General features: G+C 72.2%; 15 protein-coding genes. 6 read left to right on the forward strand and 9 right to left on the reverse strand.

The features are described from left to right. Positions 1–246: 246 nt before the first annotated feature. Entirely contained in the window at positions 247–981 is a 735-nt protein-coding gene (locus DFQ13_RS20840) for a Calx-beta domain-containing protein (protein ID WP_084175224.1), read from the reverse strand. A gap of 146 nt (positions 982–1,127) precedes the next feature. Beyond that, positions 1,128–1,421, reverse strand: coding sequence for a YkvA family protein (locus DFQ13_RS20845; protein WP_035278080.1), 294 nt, complete (start codon positions 1,419–1,421; stop codon positions 1,128–1,130). A 465-nt stretch (positions 1,422–1,886) separates the two neighbouring features. Between DFQ13_RS20845 and DFQ13_RS20855 the strand changes: the two genes are divergently transcribed. Next, positions 1,887–3,455 (forward strand): hypothetical protein, encoded by a 1,569-nt coding sequence (locus DFQ13_RS20855; protein ID WP_110081006.1) that lies wholly within the window; start codon positions 1,887–1,889, stop codon positions 3,453–3,455. Here the strand turns inward: DFQ13_RS20855 and DFQ13_RS20860 are convergent. From DFQ13_RS20860 to DFQ13_RS20870, 3 genes are all read right to left on the reverse strand, one after another. After that, positions 3,443–5,449 (reverse strand): tetratricopeptide repeat protein, encoded by a 2,007-nt coding sequence (locus DFQ13_RS20860; protein ID WP_181400082.1) that lies wholly within the window; start codon positions 5,447–5,449, stop codon positions 3,443–3,445. The genes DFQ13_RS20855 and DFQ13_RS20860 overlap by 13 nt on opposite strands. 194 nt (positions 5,450–5,643) lie before the next feature. Further along, entirely contained in the window at positions 5,644–6,252 is a 609-nt protein-coding gene (locus DFQ13_RS20865) for a hypothetical protein (RefSeq protein ID WP_146241311.1), read from the reverse strand. A 192-nt stretch (positions 6,253–6,444) separates the two neighbouring features. Next, entirely contained in the window at positions 6,445–8,736 is a 2,292-nt protein-coding gene (locus DFQ13_RS20870) for a hypothetical protein (RefSeq protein ID WP_110081009.1), read from the reverse strand. Between the two features lie 315 nt (positions 8,737–9,051). Here DFQ13_RS20870 and DFQ13_RS20875 point away from each other — a divergent pair, with 315 nt between their 5' ends. Then, the gene (locus DFQ13_RS20875; protein ID WP_181400083.1) at positions 9,052–10,710 is read left to right on the forward strand and encodes a pentapeptide repeat-containing protein; all 1,659 of its coding nucleotides are present in this window, start codon (positions 9,052–9,054) and stop codon (positions 10,708–10,710) included. Between the two features lie 3 nt (positions 10,711–10,713). On the opposite strand, the gene DFQ13_RS20880 is transcribed toward DFQ13_RS20875, so the two are convergent. From DFQ13_RS20880 to DFQ13_RS20895, 4 genes are all read right to left on the reverse strand, one after another. Beyond that, a complete protein-coding gene (locus DFQ13_RS20880; protein ID WP_219994553.1) occupies positions 10,714–11,844 on the reverse strand; it encodes a ligand-binding sensor domain-containing protein in 1,131 nt (376 codons plus the stop codon). Between the two features lies 1 nt (position 11,845). After that, positions 11,846–12,682, reverse strand: coding sequence for a hypothetical protein (locus tag DFQ13_RS20885; RefSeq protein ID WP_146241312.1), 837 nt, complete (start codon positions 12,680–12,682; stop codon positions 11,846–11,848). 141 nt (positions 12,683–12,823) lie between these two features. Then, positions 12,824–14,020, reverse strand: a complete 1,197-nt coding sequence (locus DFQ13_RS20890; RefSeq protein ID WP_110081012.1) for a glycosyltransferase — start codon at positions 14,018–14,020, stop codon at positions 12,824–12,826. Between the two features lie 20 nt (positions 14,021–14,040). Beyond that, complete coding sequence (locus DFQ13_RS20895; RefSeq protein ID WP_110081041.1) at positions 14,041–15,381, reverse strand: UDP-glucose dehydrogenase family protein; 1,341 nt, start codon at positions 15,379–15,381, stop codon at positions 14,041–14,043. 467 nt (positions 15,382–15,848) lie between these two features. Between DFQ13_RS20895 and DFQ13_RS20900 the strand changes: the two genes are divergently transcribed. The 4 genes from DFQ13_RS20900 (at position 15,849) to DFQ13_RS20915 (ending at position 19,013) form a co-directional block, all read left to right on the forward strand. Next, on the forward strand, positions 15,849–16,427 hold the full coding sequence (locus DFQ13_RS20900; RefSeq protein ID WP_035278064.1) for a thioesterase domain-containing protein: 579 nt from the start codon (positions 15,849–15,851) through the stop codon (positions 16,425–16,427). Between the two features lie 108 nt (positions 16,428–16,535). Beyond that, positions 16,536–17,030, forward strand: coding sequence for a hypothetical protein (locus DFQ13_RS20905; protein WP_035278062.1), 495 nt, complete (start codon positions 16,536–16,538; stop codon positions 17,028–17,030). 115 nt (positions 17,031–17,145) lie between these two features. Then, complete coding sequence (locus DFQ13_RS20910) at positions 17,146–18,333, forward strand: sensor histidine kinase (protein ID WP_052020455.1); 1,188 nt, start codon at positions 17,146–17,148, stop codon at positions 18,331–18,333. Continuing rightward, on the forward strand, positions 18,330–19,013 hold the full coding sequence (locus tag DFQ13_RS20915; RefSeq protein WP_110081013.1) for a response regulator: 684 nt from the start codon (positions 18,330–18,332) through the stop codon (positions 19,011–19,013). The genes DFQ13_RS20910 and DFQ13_RS20915 overlap by 4 nt, the downstream gene beginning before the upstream one ends. The last annotated feature ends 399 nt before the right edge of the window (positions 19,014–19,412 follow it).

Below are 19,412 nucleotides of genomic sequence, written 5' to 3' on the forward strand. Positions count from 1 at the left end.
GCCGGCCCGGCGACCGAATGCCCGGGTGGGTGGATCTGCTTGGGTGGGGGAAGCGATCATGTGCAAGCCTGCCCGGGCAGTGGGGCACTCTTTTCGCCCCACTCGGTCACACCAGGCACATGATCGCTGTAGGGGCCCCGCCCAAGCAGATCCACCCACCCGGGCACGCCCAACAAACGACCGGGCTTTGAAACCACGCCAAGCGGACCCACTCAGGCACCACCGGGCACCGCCACCGGGCACCACCTACGGCCGAACAGTCACCGAAACCCGTGCGGTACCCACAACCCCAGCCGAAGGATCGAACAGCTCGACGTAGAAGTAAGCACCAGGCTCCAGGTCAGCCCCGGCCAGCAGGGGCACGGAGATCACCGCCGAGGTGTTCCCGGGCTCCAACGTCAGAACCCCCCGAACCGAGCTGTAGTGCACCCCGTCGATCGCGGTCCCGTTCCGAGTCCGGAAGTGCACGGTGACCGGTGCCTGCGGAGCGGCGCTGATGTCGACCGGGATGTCGACGTGCTCCGGCCCCCAGTAGATCTTCCCGGCGTCGACACCGAGGACCACCCCCTCGTCGTTGAGGATGTTCCCCACCGCCAGCGCCCGGGTGATCACCACCCCGCTCGCCTCGTACAGCTCCACCCGCACCACCTCGTCGGGTTCGACCTTCTGGTCCGGCACCACCGGCACGTGCACCGCCAGCGGCCCACCGTTGACCGCGAGGACACCGCTGACCGCCGTGTAGTCCTCGGGGGTGTTCGCCACCCCCTCCCCGGCCGGGGACACCACCGTCCGGTACTTGACCGTCCCGGCGCAGCCCGCCGTCGCCGTCACGCCGAAGCCCATCTTGGCCCCGCCCAGGCTCCCCTCGTACATGGCGGTGTCGAGGATCGCCACCTCGCACCCGCCCGCCGCCGTCGCCACCCCGGGCGCCGCCCCCAGCCCCAGGATGACCGCCACAACTCCCAGCATCGCCTTCCGCATGGTCCCTCGTCCCCTCTGGTGTCTCCGACCTGCGGCTCCATTGGTAGTCGGCCCCCGTTGTGAGTCGGTTGTGAGGGGCCGGGGATCTGGCGGGGGTCAGGGGAGTGGCTGCCGTTCGGCGCCTGTGCCGGGGTTGTCGAACGTGGTCAGCCCGGTCGGCTCTCCTTCCCGCGCCGGACCTTGCGGGCGGTGGTGGTGATGTAGGTGAGGGCGCCGAGGAGCACGCCGATGTCGTCGAAGAGGATCGGGTCGGGCAGCAGGTCGATCGGGAGGACGGTGTAGGCGATCGACCCCCAGAACGCGACCTTCGCGGGGAGCGGGGTTTCGGCGCTGCGGATCATCCGGTACTTGCGCCACAGGGCGAAGAGCAGACCGAGGACGATGATCCCGCCGACCACGGCGACGGTGATCAGGAGAGGGCCCCAGGGGATGTCACTCATCACGGGCTCCGGAGGGGTGGCGGGGACGGCACCGCCCACGCTACCCGCTGTCCTGGTCCTGCCCCCTCGGCTGACCGCAGGCGCGGAGGCCATCCGGGGTGCCGCCGTGCGGCGGGGGCTGCGACTGCCGACGTGCGAGGTGCTCGGCGGGGTGGTCGGGCACCACGTGCACGCGGGTCCGAGCTCCGCCGACGTCGTGGTGCCGGTGCTGGGGATCGGGTTGGTCGTCGGCGCCCTCATCCGCGATCCGGCGGGGCGGGCCCGGCACGTAGACTGGCGCGGTGCCAGGGCGATCCCCCCATCCGGAACGGCGCCCCGGGTCCAATTCCCAAGATCAAGACACCTCTGAGCTGGTAGAATTCGATGTCGAGCCGGGAGCCGGGAGCCGGGAGCCGGGAGCCGGGAGCCGGGAGCCGGGAGCCGGGAGCCGGGAGCCGGTGGTCCACGGTCACGGCGATTCGCACGGTGCTCGTGGTCGTGCGCTCCCCCGCCGCCCTGCACCGGCTGATGGACGTCCTGCCGGTCTTCGAGGGTGATCCCCGGGTCGAACTGGTCTTCACCGTCGACGGTGGGTCGTGGTTCTCCGACCGGCTCGGGTCCCGGCTGCGGGAGCGCGGGGCCGTCCTGCTCCCCTGGGGTGAGGCGGTTGAGCACCCGTTCGACCTGGCGCTGGCGGCCAGCGACAACGGCGACCTGCACCGGTTGGCCGCCCCGCTGGTGCTGTTCCCGCACGGCGTGGGCTACCAGCGGTTCGCCGCCCACGAAGCGGGTGCGGTGTCGGGGTTGCGGCGCTCGACCCTGGTGCGGGACGGGCGGGCGGTGCCCCGCAGGATCGTGGTCGGCCACCCCGGTCAACTCGACGTGATCCGCGCGGTCGAGCCGCTGCTGCTGCCGCGCGCCGTGGTCGCGGGCGACCCGTGCTTCGACCGGATTCGGCTGAGCGGGCGGTTGCGCGACCGCTACCGGGCGGCCCTGGGGGCGACCGGCAAGCGGCTGGTCGTGCTGTGCTCGACCTGGGGTCCGCACTCGTTGTACGGCAGGCAACCGGGGCTGCCCGCCCGGGTGGTCGGCGCCGTGGCGGCCGACCTGAACCGGGTCGCGCTGGTGCTGCACCCCAACGTGTGGGCGAAGCACGGGCCGTTGCAGGTCCGCGCCTGGCTGCGGCCCGCGATCGAGTCCGGGCTCGTGGTCGTGCCCCCGGAGGAGGGGTGGCGGGCGGCGCTGGTCGCCGCGGACGTCGTCGTGTCCGACCACGGGTCGTTGACCTCGTACGCGGCCGGGGCGGGGGTTGCGGTGGTGCTGGCGGAGGACGGGGGACCGGAGGTGGTGCCCGGGTCGCCGATCGACCGGCTGCGCGGGCGGCTGGCCAGGCTGCGCCCGGACCTGCCGGTCGCCGGGCAGTTGGACTCCGCCGCGCCGTTGGAGGCGGGCATCGCCGACGCGCTGTTCGCCTTCCGGGGGCGGTCGATGGAGCGGGTGCGCGCCATGGTCTACGGCGAGTTGGGGGTGCGGCCGCCGCGCGGGCCCGCCCGGGTCCGCCCCGCGCCCGTGCCGGAGGTCGACGTGCCCACCCCCACCGCCTACTCGGTGCGGTCCTCGCTCGGGCCGGTCGAGGACGGGCGGGCGACGGTGGAGCTGACCCGGTTCCCCGCGCTGACCTACGACGAGGACCAGCCGCACGCCCGGCACCTCGCCGCGGACGACACCGAGGTCGACCCCGGCTGGGCCGAGCGCGCCGCCGTCGTGTGGAGCACCGCGCGGCACGCTTCGACCGCGCGGGCGGGCGAGTGGGCCGCGGCGGCGTTCGCCGGGCTGCCCGCCCTGCGGGTGGCGGTGGCCGCGCTCCGGCACGGCGGGCTGCTCGTCGCCGTTCGCGGTGGCGGGGCGGTGGTGGCGGCCGGACCGGCGGACGCCTCGCTGGTGGGTTCCGCCGTCCAGTGCTGCCTGGCGCGCGGTGTGGCGCTCGACCGGTTGCACCGCCTCACCATCGTCGTCGGATCGGGCTCGACGACGGTGCGGTTTCACGCCCGCTGAACGATCCCGGCGATCAGGCGGGCCGCGCGGGGGCTGCCCATCTGCTCCAGCAGTCGCACGGCCTGCCCGCGGTGCGCGTCCGCGTCGGGGCCGCCCAGGTCCGCGAGGCTGATCAGGGCGTCGGTGGCGTCCGCGGTGTTGCCCTCCTCCACCGCCTGCCCGACGGCGTCCAGGAGCGCCCGCCGGGCCTCGTCGACGCGTCCCGCCGCGGCGAGCACGGCCCCGGTGCCCGCCAGGATCTTCGGCAGCAGCACCGCGGCCGGGCCACCGGTGACGAGGTCGCGCGCCTCGGCGAACAGCGCCAGCGCTTCCTCGACCCGGCCCAGCCTGCCGAGCGCGCGCGCCGCCAGCGCGCTCTGCAACGCGGTCCCCCGCACCAGGCCGAGCCTGCGGTTGATCGCCAGCGCCCGCCGGAACCAGGTCAGCGCGGTCTCCGGGTCGCCCTGCCGCAGGCACAGGTTGCCGGTGAAGTCGAACACCGAGGCGGCGAACCGTTCGGGGACGTCGTCCACCAGTTCCTGGGCGCGGCGGAGCTGGGCGTGGGCCTCGTCGAAGCGTTCGAGTTCCTGGAAGGCCTTGGCCAGCAGGCAGCGGCAGCGCGCCTCGGTCTCCGGGCTGCCCGTCAGCACGGCCGCGTCCACCGCGACCCGGCCCGCGCGGACCCAGGAGGACAGCGGCTTGCGCGTCTTGTAGAGGGCGAACAACGCCTCGAAGAGCCTGCACACCTCGGCGTTCCAGCCCTCCGCCGCCGCGGCGTCCAGGACCGCGAGGAGGTTCGCGTGCTCGTGGTCGAGCCAGGTCAGGGCCTCGGCGGCGGACACGCCCCCGGGCCGCTCACCCCGCACCGAGTCGGGGTCGGGGACGCGCAGGCGCCCGGGGTCGGCGGCCAGGTCGGCACCCACCGCCTCGGCCAGCCACCACCGCACCGCCCGCTCGCGCCAGTCGCGGCGCACGCCGTCGTCGTCCTCCTCGGCGGTGCGCTGCAGGGCGTGGCGGCGCACCAGCCGGTGCAGGCGGTAGGTCTCCTCCCGGTCCTCGGTGACGAGCCCGACGGCGAACAGGTCGTCCAGGTCCGCGGCCACGTCGTCCCGGGGCCGCCCGGTGACCTCGGCGAGCGCCTCGACGCCGATCCGGACCCCGATGACCACGCCGACGACGCGGTACAGCTCCCGCACCGGCCCGGGCAGGTCGCCGTACACCTGGTCGAACGACTCCAGCACCTTCGCCTCGACCGACCCGTTGGCGGGCACGGCCCGGCGCAACTCGGTCAGCAGCCGCGACACCGGCCACGACGCCCGCAACCGCAACCGGCCCGCCGCGGCCTTGATCGCCGACGGGTGCCCCTCGTACGCGGCGACCAGCTCACGCGCCTGCTCCACCTGCGCGTCGACCCGCTGCGCCCCGCACAGCCTGCGCAGCAACTCGACACCGTCGTCCACCGACAGCGACTCCAGCGGGACGTCGAGCGCCCCGTCCGCGAGCAGGTCCTCCAGCGCGCGGTTGCCCGCCACCACGACCATGCTCCCCGACGAGTTCGGCAGCAGCGCCGACACCTGCCCGGCGTCGGTCACGTCGTCCATCAGCACCAGCAGCCGCCGCCCGGCGGTCATCGACCGGTACATCGCCACCCGGTGCTCGAACTTCGCCGGTATCCGCTGCTCGGGAACACCGAGCCCCTGCAACAACCCCCACGCGGCCTCGCTCGGCGCCCCGGCCCCCGGCCCGAACCCCACCGCCAGCACACCGTCGGTGAACAGGTCCGCCGCCGTGGCCGCGAACTGCAGCAGCAGCGCCGTCTTCCCCACCCCCTGCATCCCCCGCACGGCGGCCACCCCCGGCCCCACCCGGTCCACGGCCTCCGCCCGCGACCTCAGCTCCGCCAACGGGATCTCCCGGTTGACGAACGGCGAGGGCGGCGCCCCCGCCTGCGCCGGAACCGCCGGTTCCGCCTCCGGAGCGCCCAGGTACACGTTGTCGATGTTGGTCGCCTGCACAACGCCACGCGCCGACCCAGACATCTCATTGCGCGACGACGAGTTGTCCACCGCTGGTGACCCCCACAGTCCGAGGTGTGCGGCCTGCAACCCTAGTACGGACCGCGTACGGCCGCGCACGAACACGACGATCGGCGGTGGGGTGGGATCGAGCTTCTGCCTCAACTCAGCGGGCAGGTCACGCACCCGGTGCTTCACCGGGGGTGCGCAAGGACCTTCGAGATCTCCTGGACGGCGTCGGCGGGTTCGTCGGCGTTGAACCGGATTTGCGTGATCTCCCGCTTCTCCCCTTTCCGAAAGGTGAATTCGCGGGGGCGGTCGAGGGTGATGGTGACATTGGTGTGGGAGGTCACCGAACAGGCGATGGTGCCGTCGTCGACGTGGCGGGTGCCGAAACCGGGGCTGGTCCGGTTCTCGACGCGGACCGCGGCCACCGCGGACAGCGGAACGGCGAGGTCACCCAGGACAGCGGTGCGGATCAGCAGGACGTCCTCGCGCAACTCGTGCGGAGTGGTCCGCCAGGCGAAACCGAGACCGACGTACACCCCCACGGCGACGACCTCCAGGACCAGGTGCGGAACCGACCACGCGGGCGGGATCACCCGGGCAACCAGCAGCGCGGTGGCGACCTCCACCCCCGCGAACACGAACACCGTGCGCTGCGGCCCCGCCGAATGCGGTATGGGCGCACCCCCACGGGCCTGGACTCGACGCGTGGCCACCCGGAACAACGCCCCGAGGACGACCAGGACCACAGCGCGCCTTCGCGGCAGGAAGACCGGGCCACCGCTGACCTCATCCATCAACATCCCGCCCCCACACCGGTTGTCAACCACCTCCTGTTTACCACGGCGAACATCCAGTCCTTGGGTTCGCAGACGACATCCACACATCCCGCCACCCCACATCAAGCCTCGACAACAACGACTCCGCCGAATGCGGAACAACGCAGCCAGGTCGCAGTGGCTCGCTCTCCTGTGCGGACCGACAGGGACCTATTCGAGTTCCGCGCCGAACTCCTCGGCGACCTCGGTGATCGCCTCGGCGACCGCCTTGAGGAACCTGTTCTGGTCCCGGGAGGCCACGGCCGTCGGGATCGGCGCACCGTGGTCGTAGACGTCGTGCGAGATGATGCGCGCCCGGTCGTAGGTCGAACCGGCGCCACGCTGCGCGTATGCCCGCTGCCAGGCCAGTTGCACCTCGTCCTTGAGCCTGCGCCGCGAGACCTCGATCAGCTTCTGGGCGACGGCGTTGGTCAGCGTGTCGAGGGCCGCCTCGCGCTCGGCCTCGCTCGGCGGCTCACCGCCGGTCCACCGCACCGGGCGCTGCAGCATCAGGTAGATCTGGAATTGCAGTTGGAAGCTGAGGTCGGCAACCGGCATCAGGTTGTCGTAGCCCTCCTTCTGCCACCCCTCGGCCAGTCGTCGGCTCATCGCCTTGACGCGCGTCCAGTGCTCCTTGGGGGCATCCGGGTTGGATCGCAGACCCAACAGGCCCAGCCAGCGGTGGTGGAACGCCTTGGCCGCCTCGGTGACGGCGAGTGAGAGGTTCATGCGGTCGAACACCGGGCGGTTGGGGCCTGCGTCGGCCGCGCGCTCGGGGCGCGCCAGCAGATCCAGCAATTCCTCGAGTTGGCGGATCGTGCGCGCCCCGATTTTTCGCTGCGAGTCGAGCTTCTCGTGAATGCCGCCGACGAAGAACCGCGCCTTTTCGACGCGTCGACGCAGTACTCGCTCGGCCGACGGCGTGAGCTCCTCCCCGATGGCTTTCAGGACGTTGTCCACCGACCCCAGGACGTGTTCCTCCCGAAGCGGGAAGGTGGGGAGGTTGTCGCCCTTCACCTGGTCGAAATGCGTGAACACGATGTGCAGTTTGGTGGCGGTCCCGGAGACGACCATCGCCTTGAGGGCGGCCACCGGTGCGGCCTGCATCGGCTGCGTCGCGTTGTCGACCAGCAGCACCGCGTCGGCCTGCCGCAACTGCTCTTGGACGTGGGTGGAAAGCGAACTCACCGACTTGGCGGTGTGACCGAGCCCTTCCCCGTCCACCAGGATGAGTCGGAGCGGCGCGTCCGACCACTTGGGCTGGAAGGGGCCGCTGACCCGCAGCCCGTTGACCAACGGGGTCAGGAGACGCCCGAAGAGCGGCGCGTAGTTGCTGGAGAACCGGGTCACGACCCTCATGAAAGCTGCGCGGTCGTCAGCCTCCCACGACCACGAGACGGGCCAGCCCTGCCGGTTGCGCCGGAACTCCCCCACGTCCAGGGTCGCGAAGCGCTTCTCGATTTCATCGATGAGCGCGTCAACGACCCGGTGGAACTCCTCCGACTGCCGCAGGTCGGTGTCGAGGGCTTCCTCGATCAGCTCGTCGAGCACCCGCTCGTCGTCTTCGTCCGCCACGACATCTGCTCCGACCTCGTCGACGTAGCGCGTCACCATCTGCTTGACGGACGCGACGCACTCCGCCAGCACGCGCTCTGTCGCCTCGATGTCGACATGGCCGTACTCCCCGGGGTCCAATTCGACCCCGTCGACCCGGTCGTCGTCATCGATGTCGTCATCCGGCAGGTCGTCGTCGACGACGTCCTCGTCGACGACGGTCGCCACTCCCGCACCGCGACCGAGGACGTAGCTGAAGCGAAAGCGCTGGTCTTGGTGGTCGAGCAGGTCAAGCGCGATCTTGGCATCGCTGCTGCCCTGGCGCGCGGACAACGCCGCACGTGAGACGTTCTCGGCCAGGTAGTCGATGACCTCATCGCGGGGCGCGAAGGTCACAACCGCGCGGTAGACCCGCTCCTCGGTCAGGATGAGCTCGGTGTCAGCCACCGTCGTCTTGGCGGTCGACGTCGAGGGGAATCGCTCGGTCTTCGGATCGGTACCCAGGATCTGCCGCACGAGCGTGGTCTTGCCCGCACCGGTCGTACCCAGCAGCAGCACCGTCCGGTAGCCGTCGGCGCTCGTCGGGAACGGAATCCGCTCCGCGCGCACACCGGCGAAGTCAAGTTGGACGGCCTCCAGGCCGTCGTAGAATATCTCGATCACACGAGCGTCGAAGCGGCCTGCGAGCGAAGTGCGAGCAGTCGCCTCCCAGAGCGCCGGAGTCCGCAGGATCTCGTTGAGCTGTTCCACCAAGCGCTCCGCTTCGCGCTCGTCGGTCGTGCTGAGCCCACGCCGGACGCGACGACCGGTCTTGCCGGTACCGACGTCCAGACGCGCGGGGTGCCGGAAGATGACCGACCACGCCTCGCGTCCCTGGTTTCGCCCTTTGGTGGCGGTGTAGAACTTCACGTTTGCACCCATGCGTCGCCTCCGTTGTTCCCATGGTGTACCGAACACAAGGGTAAGCGCGTGGAACCAAGCCCGTCAAGCCTTCCGGTACACCCTGGGAACAACGTCGAGCCCTGCTCCGTCCAGGCCGCGCACCCGGCGCCGGGTCGCAGCCGCCGTTGGCCGCCTCAGCGGTTCGCGTACCCGCATCAGCGACAGCCCCACGGGGCGAGCGCAAGCTGGTATCACGGTGTCATGGGGAATGAGGACTGGCCTCGGTGTGGGCGGGTCGACTCGGATGGTCGGCGGTGCAGGGGGATTCGCGGGGAGTACGCGGTGCGCCCGATCGAGGTGGCGGCTGGGGCCCCGCTGTGCCTGGCGCACACCGACGTCGGGCGGGTGGAGGCGATCCTGGCCCGGCTGCGGCCCGGGGGCGAGGTCGACCTGCGGGGCACCCGGCTGAACGCGGACCTGCTGCGCCGCGTCTTGGGCGGGGTGCGGTCGGAGGGGACTCCGGTGCTCGGCGATGCGAACTTCACCGAGGCGGTCTTCGCCGACGACGCGGACTTCGGCAGGACCGTGTTCAAGGGCGCGACCCGGTTCCACGGCGCGCGGTTCGAGCGGACGGCGCACTTCGACGAGGCGGTCTTCGAGGGGGATGTCACCGACTTCCGCGGGGCGCGGCTGCGGCAGGCGGCGTTCCGGTGGGCGCGGTTCGACGCCGACGTCGACTTCTCCGACGCTGTGTTCCACGGGGCGACTGTCTTCGCCGACGCGGAATTCCAGGGGGTGGCGCGTTTCGCCGGGGCGCGGTTCCGGCCGAATCCCGGGCAGCCGACCACAGTGTCGTTCACCGGGGCCGCGTTCGCCGCAGTGGCGGACTTCGGCCGGGTCTGGGCGTCGGACCGGGTCGGCGTCGACTTCACCGGGGCCTCGTTCGCCTCGGCCGACCAGGTCGGTCCGCTGGGGGCCGAGCGCGTCGTCATGGACCGGGTGGTCTTCGGTGCGGCGGTGACGGTCGAGCTGCTGGCGACCGCGGTGTCCTGCGTCCGCACCGTCTTCGAGCAGGGCGTCACGCTGCGGCTGCGCTACGCGCGGGCGAACCTGGAACGCGCCTCGTTCGCCGGGCCGTCCTCGGTGATCGGTGACGAGTCGGGGGCCGACACCGCGTTCGACCCGCTGCCCACGGCGCGGGAGTTGGACTTCGACAGCGGTGCGCTCGCGGACCTGGTCCGGCGCGATCGGAGCGACCGGCCCGAGCGCCTGTGGGCACCGTCGGTCACCAGCCTGCGCGGGGTGGACCTGACCAAGCTGACCGTCTCCGACGCCGACCTCTCCCGGGCGGCGTTCGCCGGGGCGAGCAACATCGACAAGCTGCGCATCGAGGGACGCAGCCGGTTCGCGCGGTCGCCCGGGCACCGGGTGCTGTCGTTGCGCTCGCGCAGGCAACTGCTGGCCGAGGAGGTCGCCTGGCGGGTCACCCGGCGGCGCGGGGCGGCTTGGCGCAAGCGCGCGGAGGAGATCGGGGACGAGCTCCGCCCCCCTTCGCCGGAGGCGCTGGCAACGCTCTACCGGTCGCTGCGGAAAGCCCAGGAGGACAGCAAGAACGAGCCGGGCGCGGCTGACTTCTACTACGGCGAGATGGAGATGCGCAGGCACGCGCCGTCGACGCTGTTCGGCGAGCGGGTGATCCTGACGCTGTACTGGCTGGTGTCCGGCTACGGATTGAGGGCGACGCGCGCGCTCTTGAGCCTGGCCGTGACGGTGGCGCTGGCCGCGGTCGCGCTGCACAGATTCGGGTTCGCCGCCCCGGGCCTGGGCTTCGGCGCGTCCGCCGTCTACACGACCGGGGCGGCGGTCTCCCTCGAACCCAAGCTGTTCGGGACGGTCGTGCTCACCTGGCCGGGTGAGCTGGTGCGAATCCTGGTCCGCCTGTGCGGCCCGCTGTTCCTCGGACTGGCGCTGATCTCGGTGCGCAACCGGGTCAAGAGGTAGCGCTCAGTCGTCGTCGGTCCCGCGCCCCAGGAGCCGGTCCCGGTGCCCGCGGGGCAGGTACTTGTTCACCTGCGTCTCGATGCTGTCGCGGGCGACCGGTCGCCGTGCGCGGCTGATCCCGCCGCGCAGGGGCATGTACGGGTACGTCCCGAACCACAGGGAGCCGTCCCCGCCCTGGCCGATCGCCCGGACCAGGTTCTCCACGAGGCCGTCCTTGCGGGTGAACGACCGCCACTTCTCACCGTCGTAGCGGCTCACACCGCCCGCGGTGCCGAACCACATCTTCTTGTCCGTGTCGATGAACATGGCGAAGACCTGGTTGTCGACCAGCCCGTCCTTCTTGGTCAGCGTGCGCCACACCGAGCCGTCGTACACGGCGACACCCTTGGTGGTGCCGAACCACATCCGCCCCTCCGGGTCTTCGAACATCGAGTAGACGCAATTCCCGACGAGCCCGTCGCCCTCGGTGAACCGCCGCCAGCGCCGACCGTCCCAGCACCCGACGCCCGCGCCCCTGCCACCGTCGTAGGTGCCCACCCAGACGCGGCCGCGGGAGTCCTCGAACACCTTCAGGATCTCCAGCCCGGGTGCTCCGCCGGGACCGCTGAGGCCGACCCACCGCGGACCGGCGCGCCCGATGCCCGCCCGGTCACCGACACCGTCGGCCCGGTACAGCCCGCCGCCGGAACGGGCGGCGCGCCAGCAGCCCGCCCAGAGGTTCTGGTGCCGGTCGATGGTGATGTTCAGGACGCTCTTGCCGGTCAGGCCCGCGTCGACGAACCGGCCGTCGTCGAAGCGGTTCATGCCGCCGTCGGTGGCCACCCACACCCGACCGAGCCGGTCTTCGCGGATGCAGGTCACGTTGTCGCTGGCCAGCCCGTCGCGGCGCCGGTAGGTCCGCCACCGCCCGTCGAAGACCCCGAGCCCGCCGCCCCAGGTGCCGACCCACACCCGTCCGGTCGAGTCGTGGAACAGGTCGTAGATCCAGTTGTGCGGCAGGCCGTCCCTGGTGGTCAGCGCGTCCCACTCGAAGTCGTCCTGGTCGTCGCTCTCCTCCAGGAAACGCCGCATCAGCTCGCGGACCTCGTTGCGCGCGGGCGGGCGCGACCACGGCCAGCGGATCAGCTCTCCCAACTCAGCTCTCCCCCCTGCTCCTGTTCCGCGCTGTGGCGGCGAGGTCGCGCAACAGGTCCTGGAGGTCGCGGACCTTGTCGGCTTCCTCGGCGATGGCGTGGAGGAACCGCTCCCGCTGTTCTTCCATGCGCTTCCTGGCCTGGTCGGGCGCACTGACCTCAGCCGAGGTGACGTCCTGCTCCAGCGAGCGCAGGCGCTCGTCGAGCCGCTTCTGCGCGGCCCGGTAGTCGGCCAGGCGGGTCTGCAACTGCCGCAGGGTCAGCGGTTGGCCGTCCTCCTCAAGACCGATTTCGCCCCGGTACTGGATGACCAACGCCTCCATCAGCGTGTAGTCGCGGCTCCGGTAAGCCGAGTAGGCGACTTCGAACTCCGAGAACTCCGCCTCCGAGGTGTCGGAGTGCACGTTCGGCAGGACCGTGCGCTTGAACTCGCGGACGATGCGCGCCTTCGTGGCCGCGTCGATCCGCTCGCCCTCGTACCCACCCGGCTCGGGTGCCGCCTCGGACCCCGCAGGCGCGGCGACACCGTCGAACGACCGCAGCGCCTCGTCGACCTCCGCCTTGATCTCGTCGGCGGTGTCGTAATCGCCCTGGGCGACCTTCTGCTGAATCCGCCGGTATTCCCGTTCCAGGCGCTTGCGCTGTTCCCTGACCATGAACAGCTCCGCCGCGGTGTTCACGACCTGCGAGCTGAAGAGGTCCTCGAACTCGCGCATCTTCACCGTCAGTTCGATGTAGCGCAGGAGCGCGGACACGACCGCGGTCTGCACGTCCTTCGTCTGGCGGACCAGTGTCGCGGACCCGCCGTGCTGGGATGACCTCCGCGATTCGGGGCTCATCCACCGACCATACGCCGCACGGTGGACGCACATCCAGCGTTGGCAGGATGAGGTCAGGCGCCGCTCCGCCGCGGACCTCCCACCGCTCGGGTGGCGGCCATCCGTTGGTGCGGTGTGTTTCGGCGGGTTCCCGCCTGCCTGTCAGGCGCGGGCCAGCGACTCCAGGTGGGCCACGACGGCGTCGACACCCGGGAGGGCCGTGGTTCGGCGCTGGGCGGTGGTGGTGGTCGCGCGGGTCTTCTCGTCTTCCAGGAGGTGGGTGACGGCGGCGGCGACCCCGTCGGGGGTGACGTCGGTGATGTGGTGGCCGAGGCCGAGGTCCTGGACGCGGGTGGCGTTGTGGTGCTGGTCGCCGAACTGGGGCAGGACGGCCATGGGGACGCCCGCGCGGATGGACTCGCGGATGCTGTTGTAGCCGCCGTGGGTGAGGAAGGCGGCGGTGGATTCCAGCAGGAGGGGCTGGGGGATGTGGTCGACGACGAGGACGTGGTCGCCGAAGTCGCTGTCCTCCGGGGGGAAGCCGCCGGAGGCGACCACGGCGTAGCAGTCCACTTTGGACAGGCCGTGGACGATGGCGCGGACGGTGTCGGCGGGGGACAGCATGTCCTCGGGGAGGTCGATGCCGAACTGCTCCATGTTGAGCACCACGGGCAGCGCCGTGCCGACCGAGGCCAGCACCAGGGGCTTGTCGCCGGGGATGGCGGCGAGGTCGGCGGGGAGGCTGCGGCCCCGGTCGAGGTCGGTGGGCTGGCGGTAGGCGAACGCCTCGGGCATGGGGAAGGCGCCGAACGAGTACTCGGCGGGCAGGCAGTCGAGGCGGCCGTGGCGGTAGATGGCGAACGGGTCGTCCTGGGCGGGCAGGCCGACCTCGTCGCGGCGTTCGTCGAGGGCTTCGACGATGCCCGCCGCGTCGGTGATGTTGCCCGCGCCGGAGGGGGCGGACACGTGCGGGACGCCCAGGGCCTCGGCGACCAGGACGGCTGAGAGTTCCGCGCCGTCGCGCACCACCAGTTCCGCGCCCCACTCCTCGGCCAGGGCGTGGGTGGTGTTGAACGTGGCGGTGACGTGCGGGCCGCTGGCCAGGGCGATCAGCGCCAGGCGGGGGTCGATGCCCTCGTCGGTGAGCACGGAGGTGCCCGCGGCGCGCAGTTGCAGGATGATCTGGGCCATGTCGGGCATGACCGGTTCGACGCGCAGCGGCTCGTCCTCGAACACCTCGGCGAGGTGGCGGGGCGTGGCCACCAGCACCTCGTGCCCGGCGTCGGCCAGGGCCCGCACCACCGGGAGCACGGCGCGGGCGTGCCCGTGGGAACCGGTGACGCTGGAGAAAACCTTCATGGTCGTCCCTTCCTGGGGGGTTACGCGGGTGCGGTGAGCGACTGCTGGGCGTGGCGGTGGCCGAGGCCGCGCCAGGCGATGCCCGCCTTGGCCAGCGCGTCGGGGTCGAGGTGGTTGCGCCCGTCGACGACGACCCGCCCGGCGAGGGCGTCGGCGACGCGGTGCCAGTCCAGGCCGCGGAACTCGGGCCACTCGGTGAGCACCACGAGCGCGGCGGCGTCCTTGGCCACGTCGAGCACGTCGTCGACCAGGGTGAGGATGCCCGCCGCGGCCAGCAGGTCGTGGGCCTCCGGCTGGTCGAGGGCCAGCAGGCCGGGGTCGTAGCCGACCAGGTCGGCGCCGCGGGCGTGCAGCACCCCGGCCACCGCCAGGGCGGGCGAGTCGCGCAGGTCGTTGGTGCCCGCCTTGAACGTCAGGCCGAGCAGGCCGATGCGCACCCCGGCCACCGAACCGCCGACCGCCTCGGCGACCTTGTCGGCCACGCGGTCGGCCTGCCGGTCGTTGGCGGCGATGACCGAGCGCAGGATGCCGAAGTCGAACCCCGCCGCCTCGGCCACCCGCATCAGCGCGTTGGTGTCCTTGGGCAGGCACGACCCGCCCCAGCCGGGGCCGGGGTCGAGGAACGACGGGCCGATCCGGTTGTCGCGGCCCATGCCCTCGGTGACGTCACCGATGTCGGCACCCAGGCGCTCGCACAGCTCGGCGAGGGAGTTGACGTAGGACAGCTTCATGGCCAGGAAGCAGTTCGCCGCGTACTTGACCATCTCGGCGCTGGCCGCGTCGGTGAGGACGGTGGGGGCGCCCAGGCCCGCGTACAGGGCCGACACCCGCTCGGCGGCGGCGCGCGAGCGCGAGCCCACCACGATGCGGTCGGGGTTGAGGAAGTCCCGAACGCCGCTGCCCTCGCGCAGGAACTCCGGGTTGGACACCACGGCGACGTCGTCGCGGCCGAGCAGGGCCGCGGTGCGCTCGGCGGTGCCGACGGGGACGGTGGACTTGTTGACCAGCACGCACCCGGCGGGCAGGTGGTCGCGGACCTCGGTGAGCACGGCCTCGACCGCGGTCAGGTCGGCGGTGCCGCCCTCGCCCATGGGGGTGGGGACGCAGAGGAAGACCACCTCCGCGTCGGCGGTGGCGGCCGCGGCGCCGACGACGAAGTCCAGGCGGCCCGCGGCCAGGCCCTCGGCGACCAGCTCGGGCAGGCCGGGTTCGAGGATGCGCACGTCGGCGCGGCGCAGCCGCTCGACCTTCGCGGCGTCGACCTCCCCGCAGGTGACCCGGTGGCCCAGGGAGGCCAGGCAGGCCGCGGTGGTCAGACCGACGTAACCGGCGCCGATGACGGCGACGCGATAGGAGTGCACGGTGAGCACCTTTCGCCTGCGCGGGAAGGAAATGGACAAACGCGGAGAAAGCCGCAACCGCGCCATTTCCAGACGCGGTCACGTTAACGAGCCGCGAAAAGGGCGGACAACCCCTAACGGACGCGGTCACAACCCCTCACAGACCCCCCGGAACCGCTGTGGCCGTTCTCCGGGAGCAATTCCCGGGGCGGCCTCCACCAGCACAGGCGTAGCGCGGGTGGACACCGATTTCGACACCGGTCGCACCGCTGGACAGCGCCGGGAACTGTGTTGATCACTTTCCGTCGTGGGCACTCACCTTCGGTGTAGCCCGGTCGGCGTAAACTCGGGACTAATCCCGCATGCGGAACAACTCAACCACCGAGCCGATGCGCGCCGCACAGCGAACCAGTAGCGTCTGTGTGCAGCAACTGCGAAATGCACAGGGACATGAGTGCTGCTCGCACGACGACGAGGGGTTGGCCGCTGTGATGCTCGACGCCTTCTTCAACGACGCGGGCGCCCCGTTCATCGCCTGCGCCGCGGTGGCGCGGGACCGGCTCGTCGCCACCCCCGCCGAAGGGGGTGTGCCCACGCCCGCGAGCACCGACGTCATCGTCCTGCAACTGCTGACCGGGGCGTGGCAGCCGGAAACCGTCGTCGAACGGCTCGTCGGGCAGCTCGCCGACCTGCCCGGCGAACCGCTGGCCCTGGTGGGCCACGCCGAGGGCGCCCCGCTGGCGCTGGCCGTGGCCGCCCGCCTGGAGCGGACCGACCGGACCGCGGCGCTGTCGGTCTTCGCCGCGTGCTCCCCCGCCCCCGGGACCGGGTCGGCCCCGCGGGTGGCCGCCCCCATTTCCGCCATCATCTCCGACAGCGGCCCGGTGCGGCCCACCGAGGCATTCGAGTGGCGCCGGAACACCACCGGGGAATTCCGCGTCGAGGTGTTCCCCGGCAACCACTGCCCGCTGGCCGGGAACCAGTGGGAAATCGCCGACCTCATCGCCGAGGGGCTGTACGCGCCCACGGGTGCCGGTGACGGCCGCACGGGCGCGAAGGGCCGCTGAGGCCCACCCGGATCTCCACCCTCGTCTCCACCCCGGGGCCGTTACCCCGCTTCCCCGCCACTGTCTACTGTCTGTGACGCCCGCGCCGAGGACATCCGGGAGACAGCCATGACGGCCAGCAACCTCGTCAACGCACTGATCGCCATCGCCGTCGTCGTGTACGTCGTGGTCAAACGTGCCATGTGGAGCGAGTTCGACCACCGCGACAAGGAGACGTGGGCGGGGCCCGCGACCATCGCCGCGGTCGGCCTGCTGCAGATGCGCCGCCTCGGCGACCAGCCGGTGACCGGGGTGGACATCACCTTCCTGGTCACCGGTGTCGTGCTCGCCCTGGTCACCGGCGCGCTGACCGGCTGGGCCATCCAGATCAAGTGGGAGCACGGCCGGGCCTTCCAGCGGATGGCCGCCAAGGCGATGGCGCTGTGGATCGGCTTCGCGGTGGTCCGGGTCGTCATCGGTGGCATCGGCCACTTCTCCGGTGCCACCCTCACCGCGGGTGGCGGGTCCATCCTGCTCACCGTCGGCCTGAACCTGCTGGCCCAGTCCGGTGTGGTGGCCCTGCGCACCTCCAAGCAACCGGTTCCGGGGCGCCGCTTCCACTGACCCGACCGGCCCGACCTCCCCGCCGCCCCGACCCGGTGCGAAGCTGTCCGCGTCGGGGCACCGGACGGGTGGGGGGCGGCTGGAAGTGGCGCAGGGGACAGCGGCGCAGGGGAACGTGGCGCAGGGGATCGCGACCGAGCAGGACGGGCCGCCGGGCGGCGAGCGCACCGGGGGGCGGTTCGAGCCGGGGTGGTGGCTGGTCCGCGTCCTTGGCAGCGTTTTCATCGCCGCCACGCTGGTGTCGGTGCGCCCGGGGGAGTTCGACGGCACCGAGTGGGCGGTGGTGGCGGCCAGCGCGCTGTGCTGGGTCGCCTTCGCCCTGCTCGACACCAGGTACCCCCGGTCGGCGGTGGTGGTGCTGGCGGTCAGTTCCGCGCTGCCGTCGGCGCTGACCGGGCCGGAGACCAACGGCAGCGCGGCGATCCTGGCGGGCATCACCCTGCTCGTGCTCGCCTCGCACATGACCCCGTCCGTGCCCGCCATCCTGGCCGCGTGCGGGCTGGACGTGGCGATCAGCGCCACGAGCTGCGCGCTGGCGGGCAGGCCGCTCGGGTCGACCGCGGCCACCGCGGCGGTGCTGCTGCTGGTCACCCTGATGGGCCTCAACCGCAGGCAGTACCGGGTGCAGGCCGAGCAGAACCGGCTGCTGGTCGAACAGGTGCGGCGCACCCAGCACGAGCGGGCCCGCGCCGCCGCCCTCGACGAGCGCGCCCGGCTGGCCCGCGAGCTGCACGACCTGCTGGCCCACTCCCTCGGCGCGCTGAGCGTCCAATTGGAACTGGCGGAGGCGCACCTGGAGGAGCGCGGCGACCTGGAGCACGGGCTGACCCACGTGCGCCGGTCCCGCGCCCTGGCCGCCGCGGGCCTGGACGAGGCCCGCGAGGCCGTCGCCGCGCTGCGCGCCGACGTCCCACCCCTGCCCGTGGCCATCGCCGCCCTGGTCGAGGGCTACCGGCTGGACCGCGGGATGCACGTCGACCTGGTCACCGAGGGGGCCGAGCGGGCGCTGCCGAGCGCGGTGTCCGTGGCGGTGCTGCGGGTGGCCAGGGAGGCGCTGACCAACGCCGCCAAGCACGCCGGGGGCACCCCGGTGGCGGTGCGGCTGAAGTATGGTGTCGGCGACGTCCGGCTGACCGTGCGCAACCCGCTGCGACCGGGGGACCCGGCGGCGACCCGGGGCGGCGGGTACGGCCTGGAGGGGATGCGCGAGCGGGTCGCGCTGGTGGGCGGAACGCTGAGCGCGGGAGCGGAGTCGGACGGCGACGGGCCGAGCTGGGCCCTGACGGTGGAGGTGCCTGCGTGAGCGAGGGAACCGGCGGCGCGGCCATCCGGGTGCTCGTGGTCGACGACCAGCACGTGGTCCGGGAGGGGCTGACCGCCCTGCTCGGCCTGGTCGACGGGGTCGAGGTGGTCGGCTCGGCCAAGGACGGGGCAGCGGCACTGGCCGCGGTGGCCCGCGACCGCCCCGACGTGGTGCTGATGGACCTGCGGATGCCCGGCGTGGACGGGGTGGAGGCCACCAGGCAGATCACCGCGCGCCACCCCGGCGTGGCCGTGCTCGTGCTGACCACCTACGCCGACGACGAGTCGATCGTCTCCGCGCTGGACGCGGGCGCGCGCGGCTACCTCACCAAGGACGCGGGCCGCCGGGAGATCGCCGCCGCACTGCGCTCGGCCGCTGTCGGGCAGTCGACGTTCGACCCGGCGGTGTCGCAACGGCTCATGGCGGCCCTGCGCCGGCCTGGGCCCGCACCGCAGCAGGCTGGGGCGCGGGGGGCGAAGCCGGACGGGTTGACCGAGCGGGAGTTGCAGGTGGTGGGGTTGATCGGGGCCGGGCTGAACAACACCGAGATCGCCGCGAAGCTGTTCATCGCGGAGACGACGGTGAAGACGCACATCAACAACGCGTTCGCCAAGATCGGGGCCCGGGATCGGGCCGATGCGGTGCGGTACGCGTACGAGCACGGCATCACCGGCGGCTGATCCGGTTGCGGCGGCGGCAAAGCGAAAGCCCACCGCCAACCACCTGCCCGGCGGCCAGCCACCCGAAACCCCACCGGGCGCAGCCGCCGCCCACCCCCGAACCGCAGGCCAGTCGCCCCGCCACGCCGAACCCATCGGGCGCAGCGAAAGCCGACCACCCCACCAACCGCCGGCCCGGCGCCAGAATGCCCGGGTGGGTGGATGTGCTTGGGTGGGGGAAGCGATCATGTGCAAGCCTGCCTGGGCAGTGGGGCACTCTTTTCGCCCCACTCGGTCACACCAGGCACATGATCGCTGTAGGGGCCCCGCCCAAGCAGATCCACCCACCCGGGCACGCCCCCAAAACGACCGGGCTTTTGACCAAAGGCACGGCCTTCGGTTGTGGGCAACGGCCTCCAA

It is taken from the genome of Actinokineospora spheciospongiae (assembly GCF_003182415.1).
In the GTDB taxonomy this organism is placed as follows: domain Bacteria; phylum Actinomycetota; class Actinomycetes; order Mycobacteriales; family Pseudonocardiaceae; genus Actinokineospora; species Actinokineospora spheciospongiae.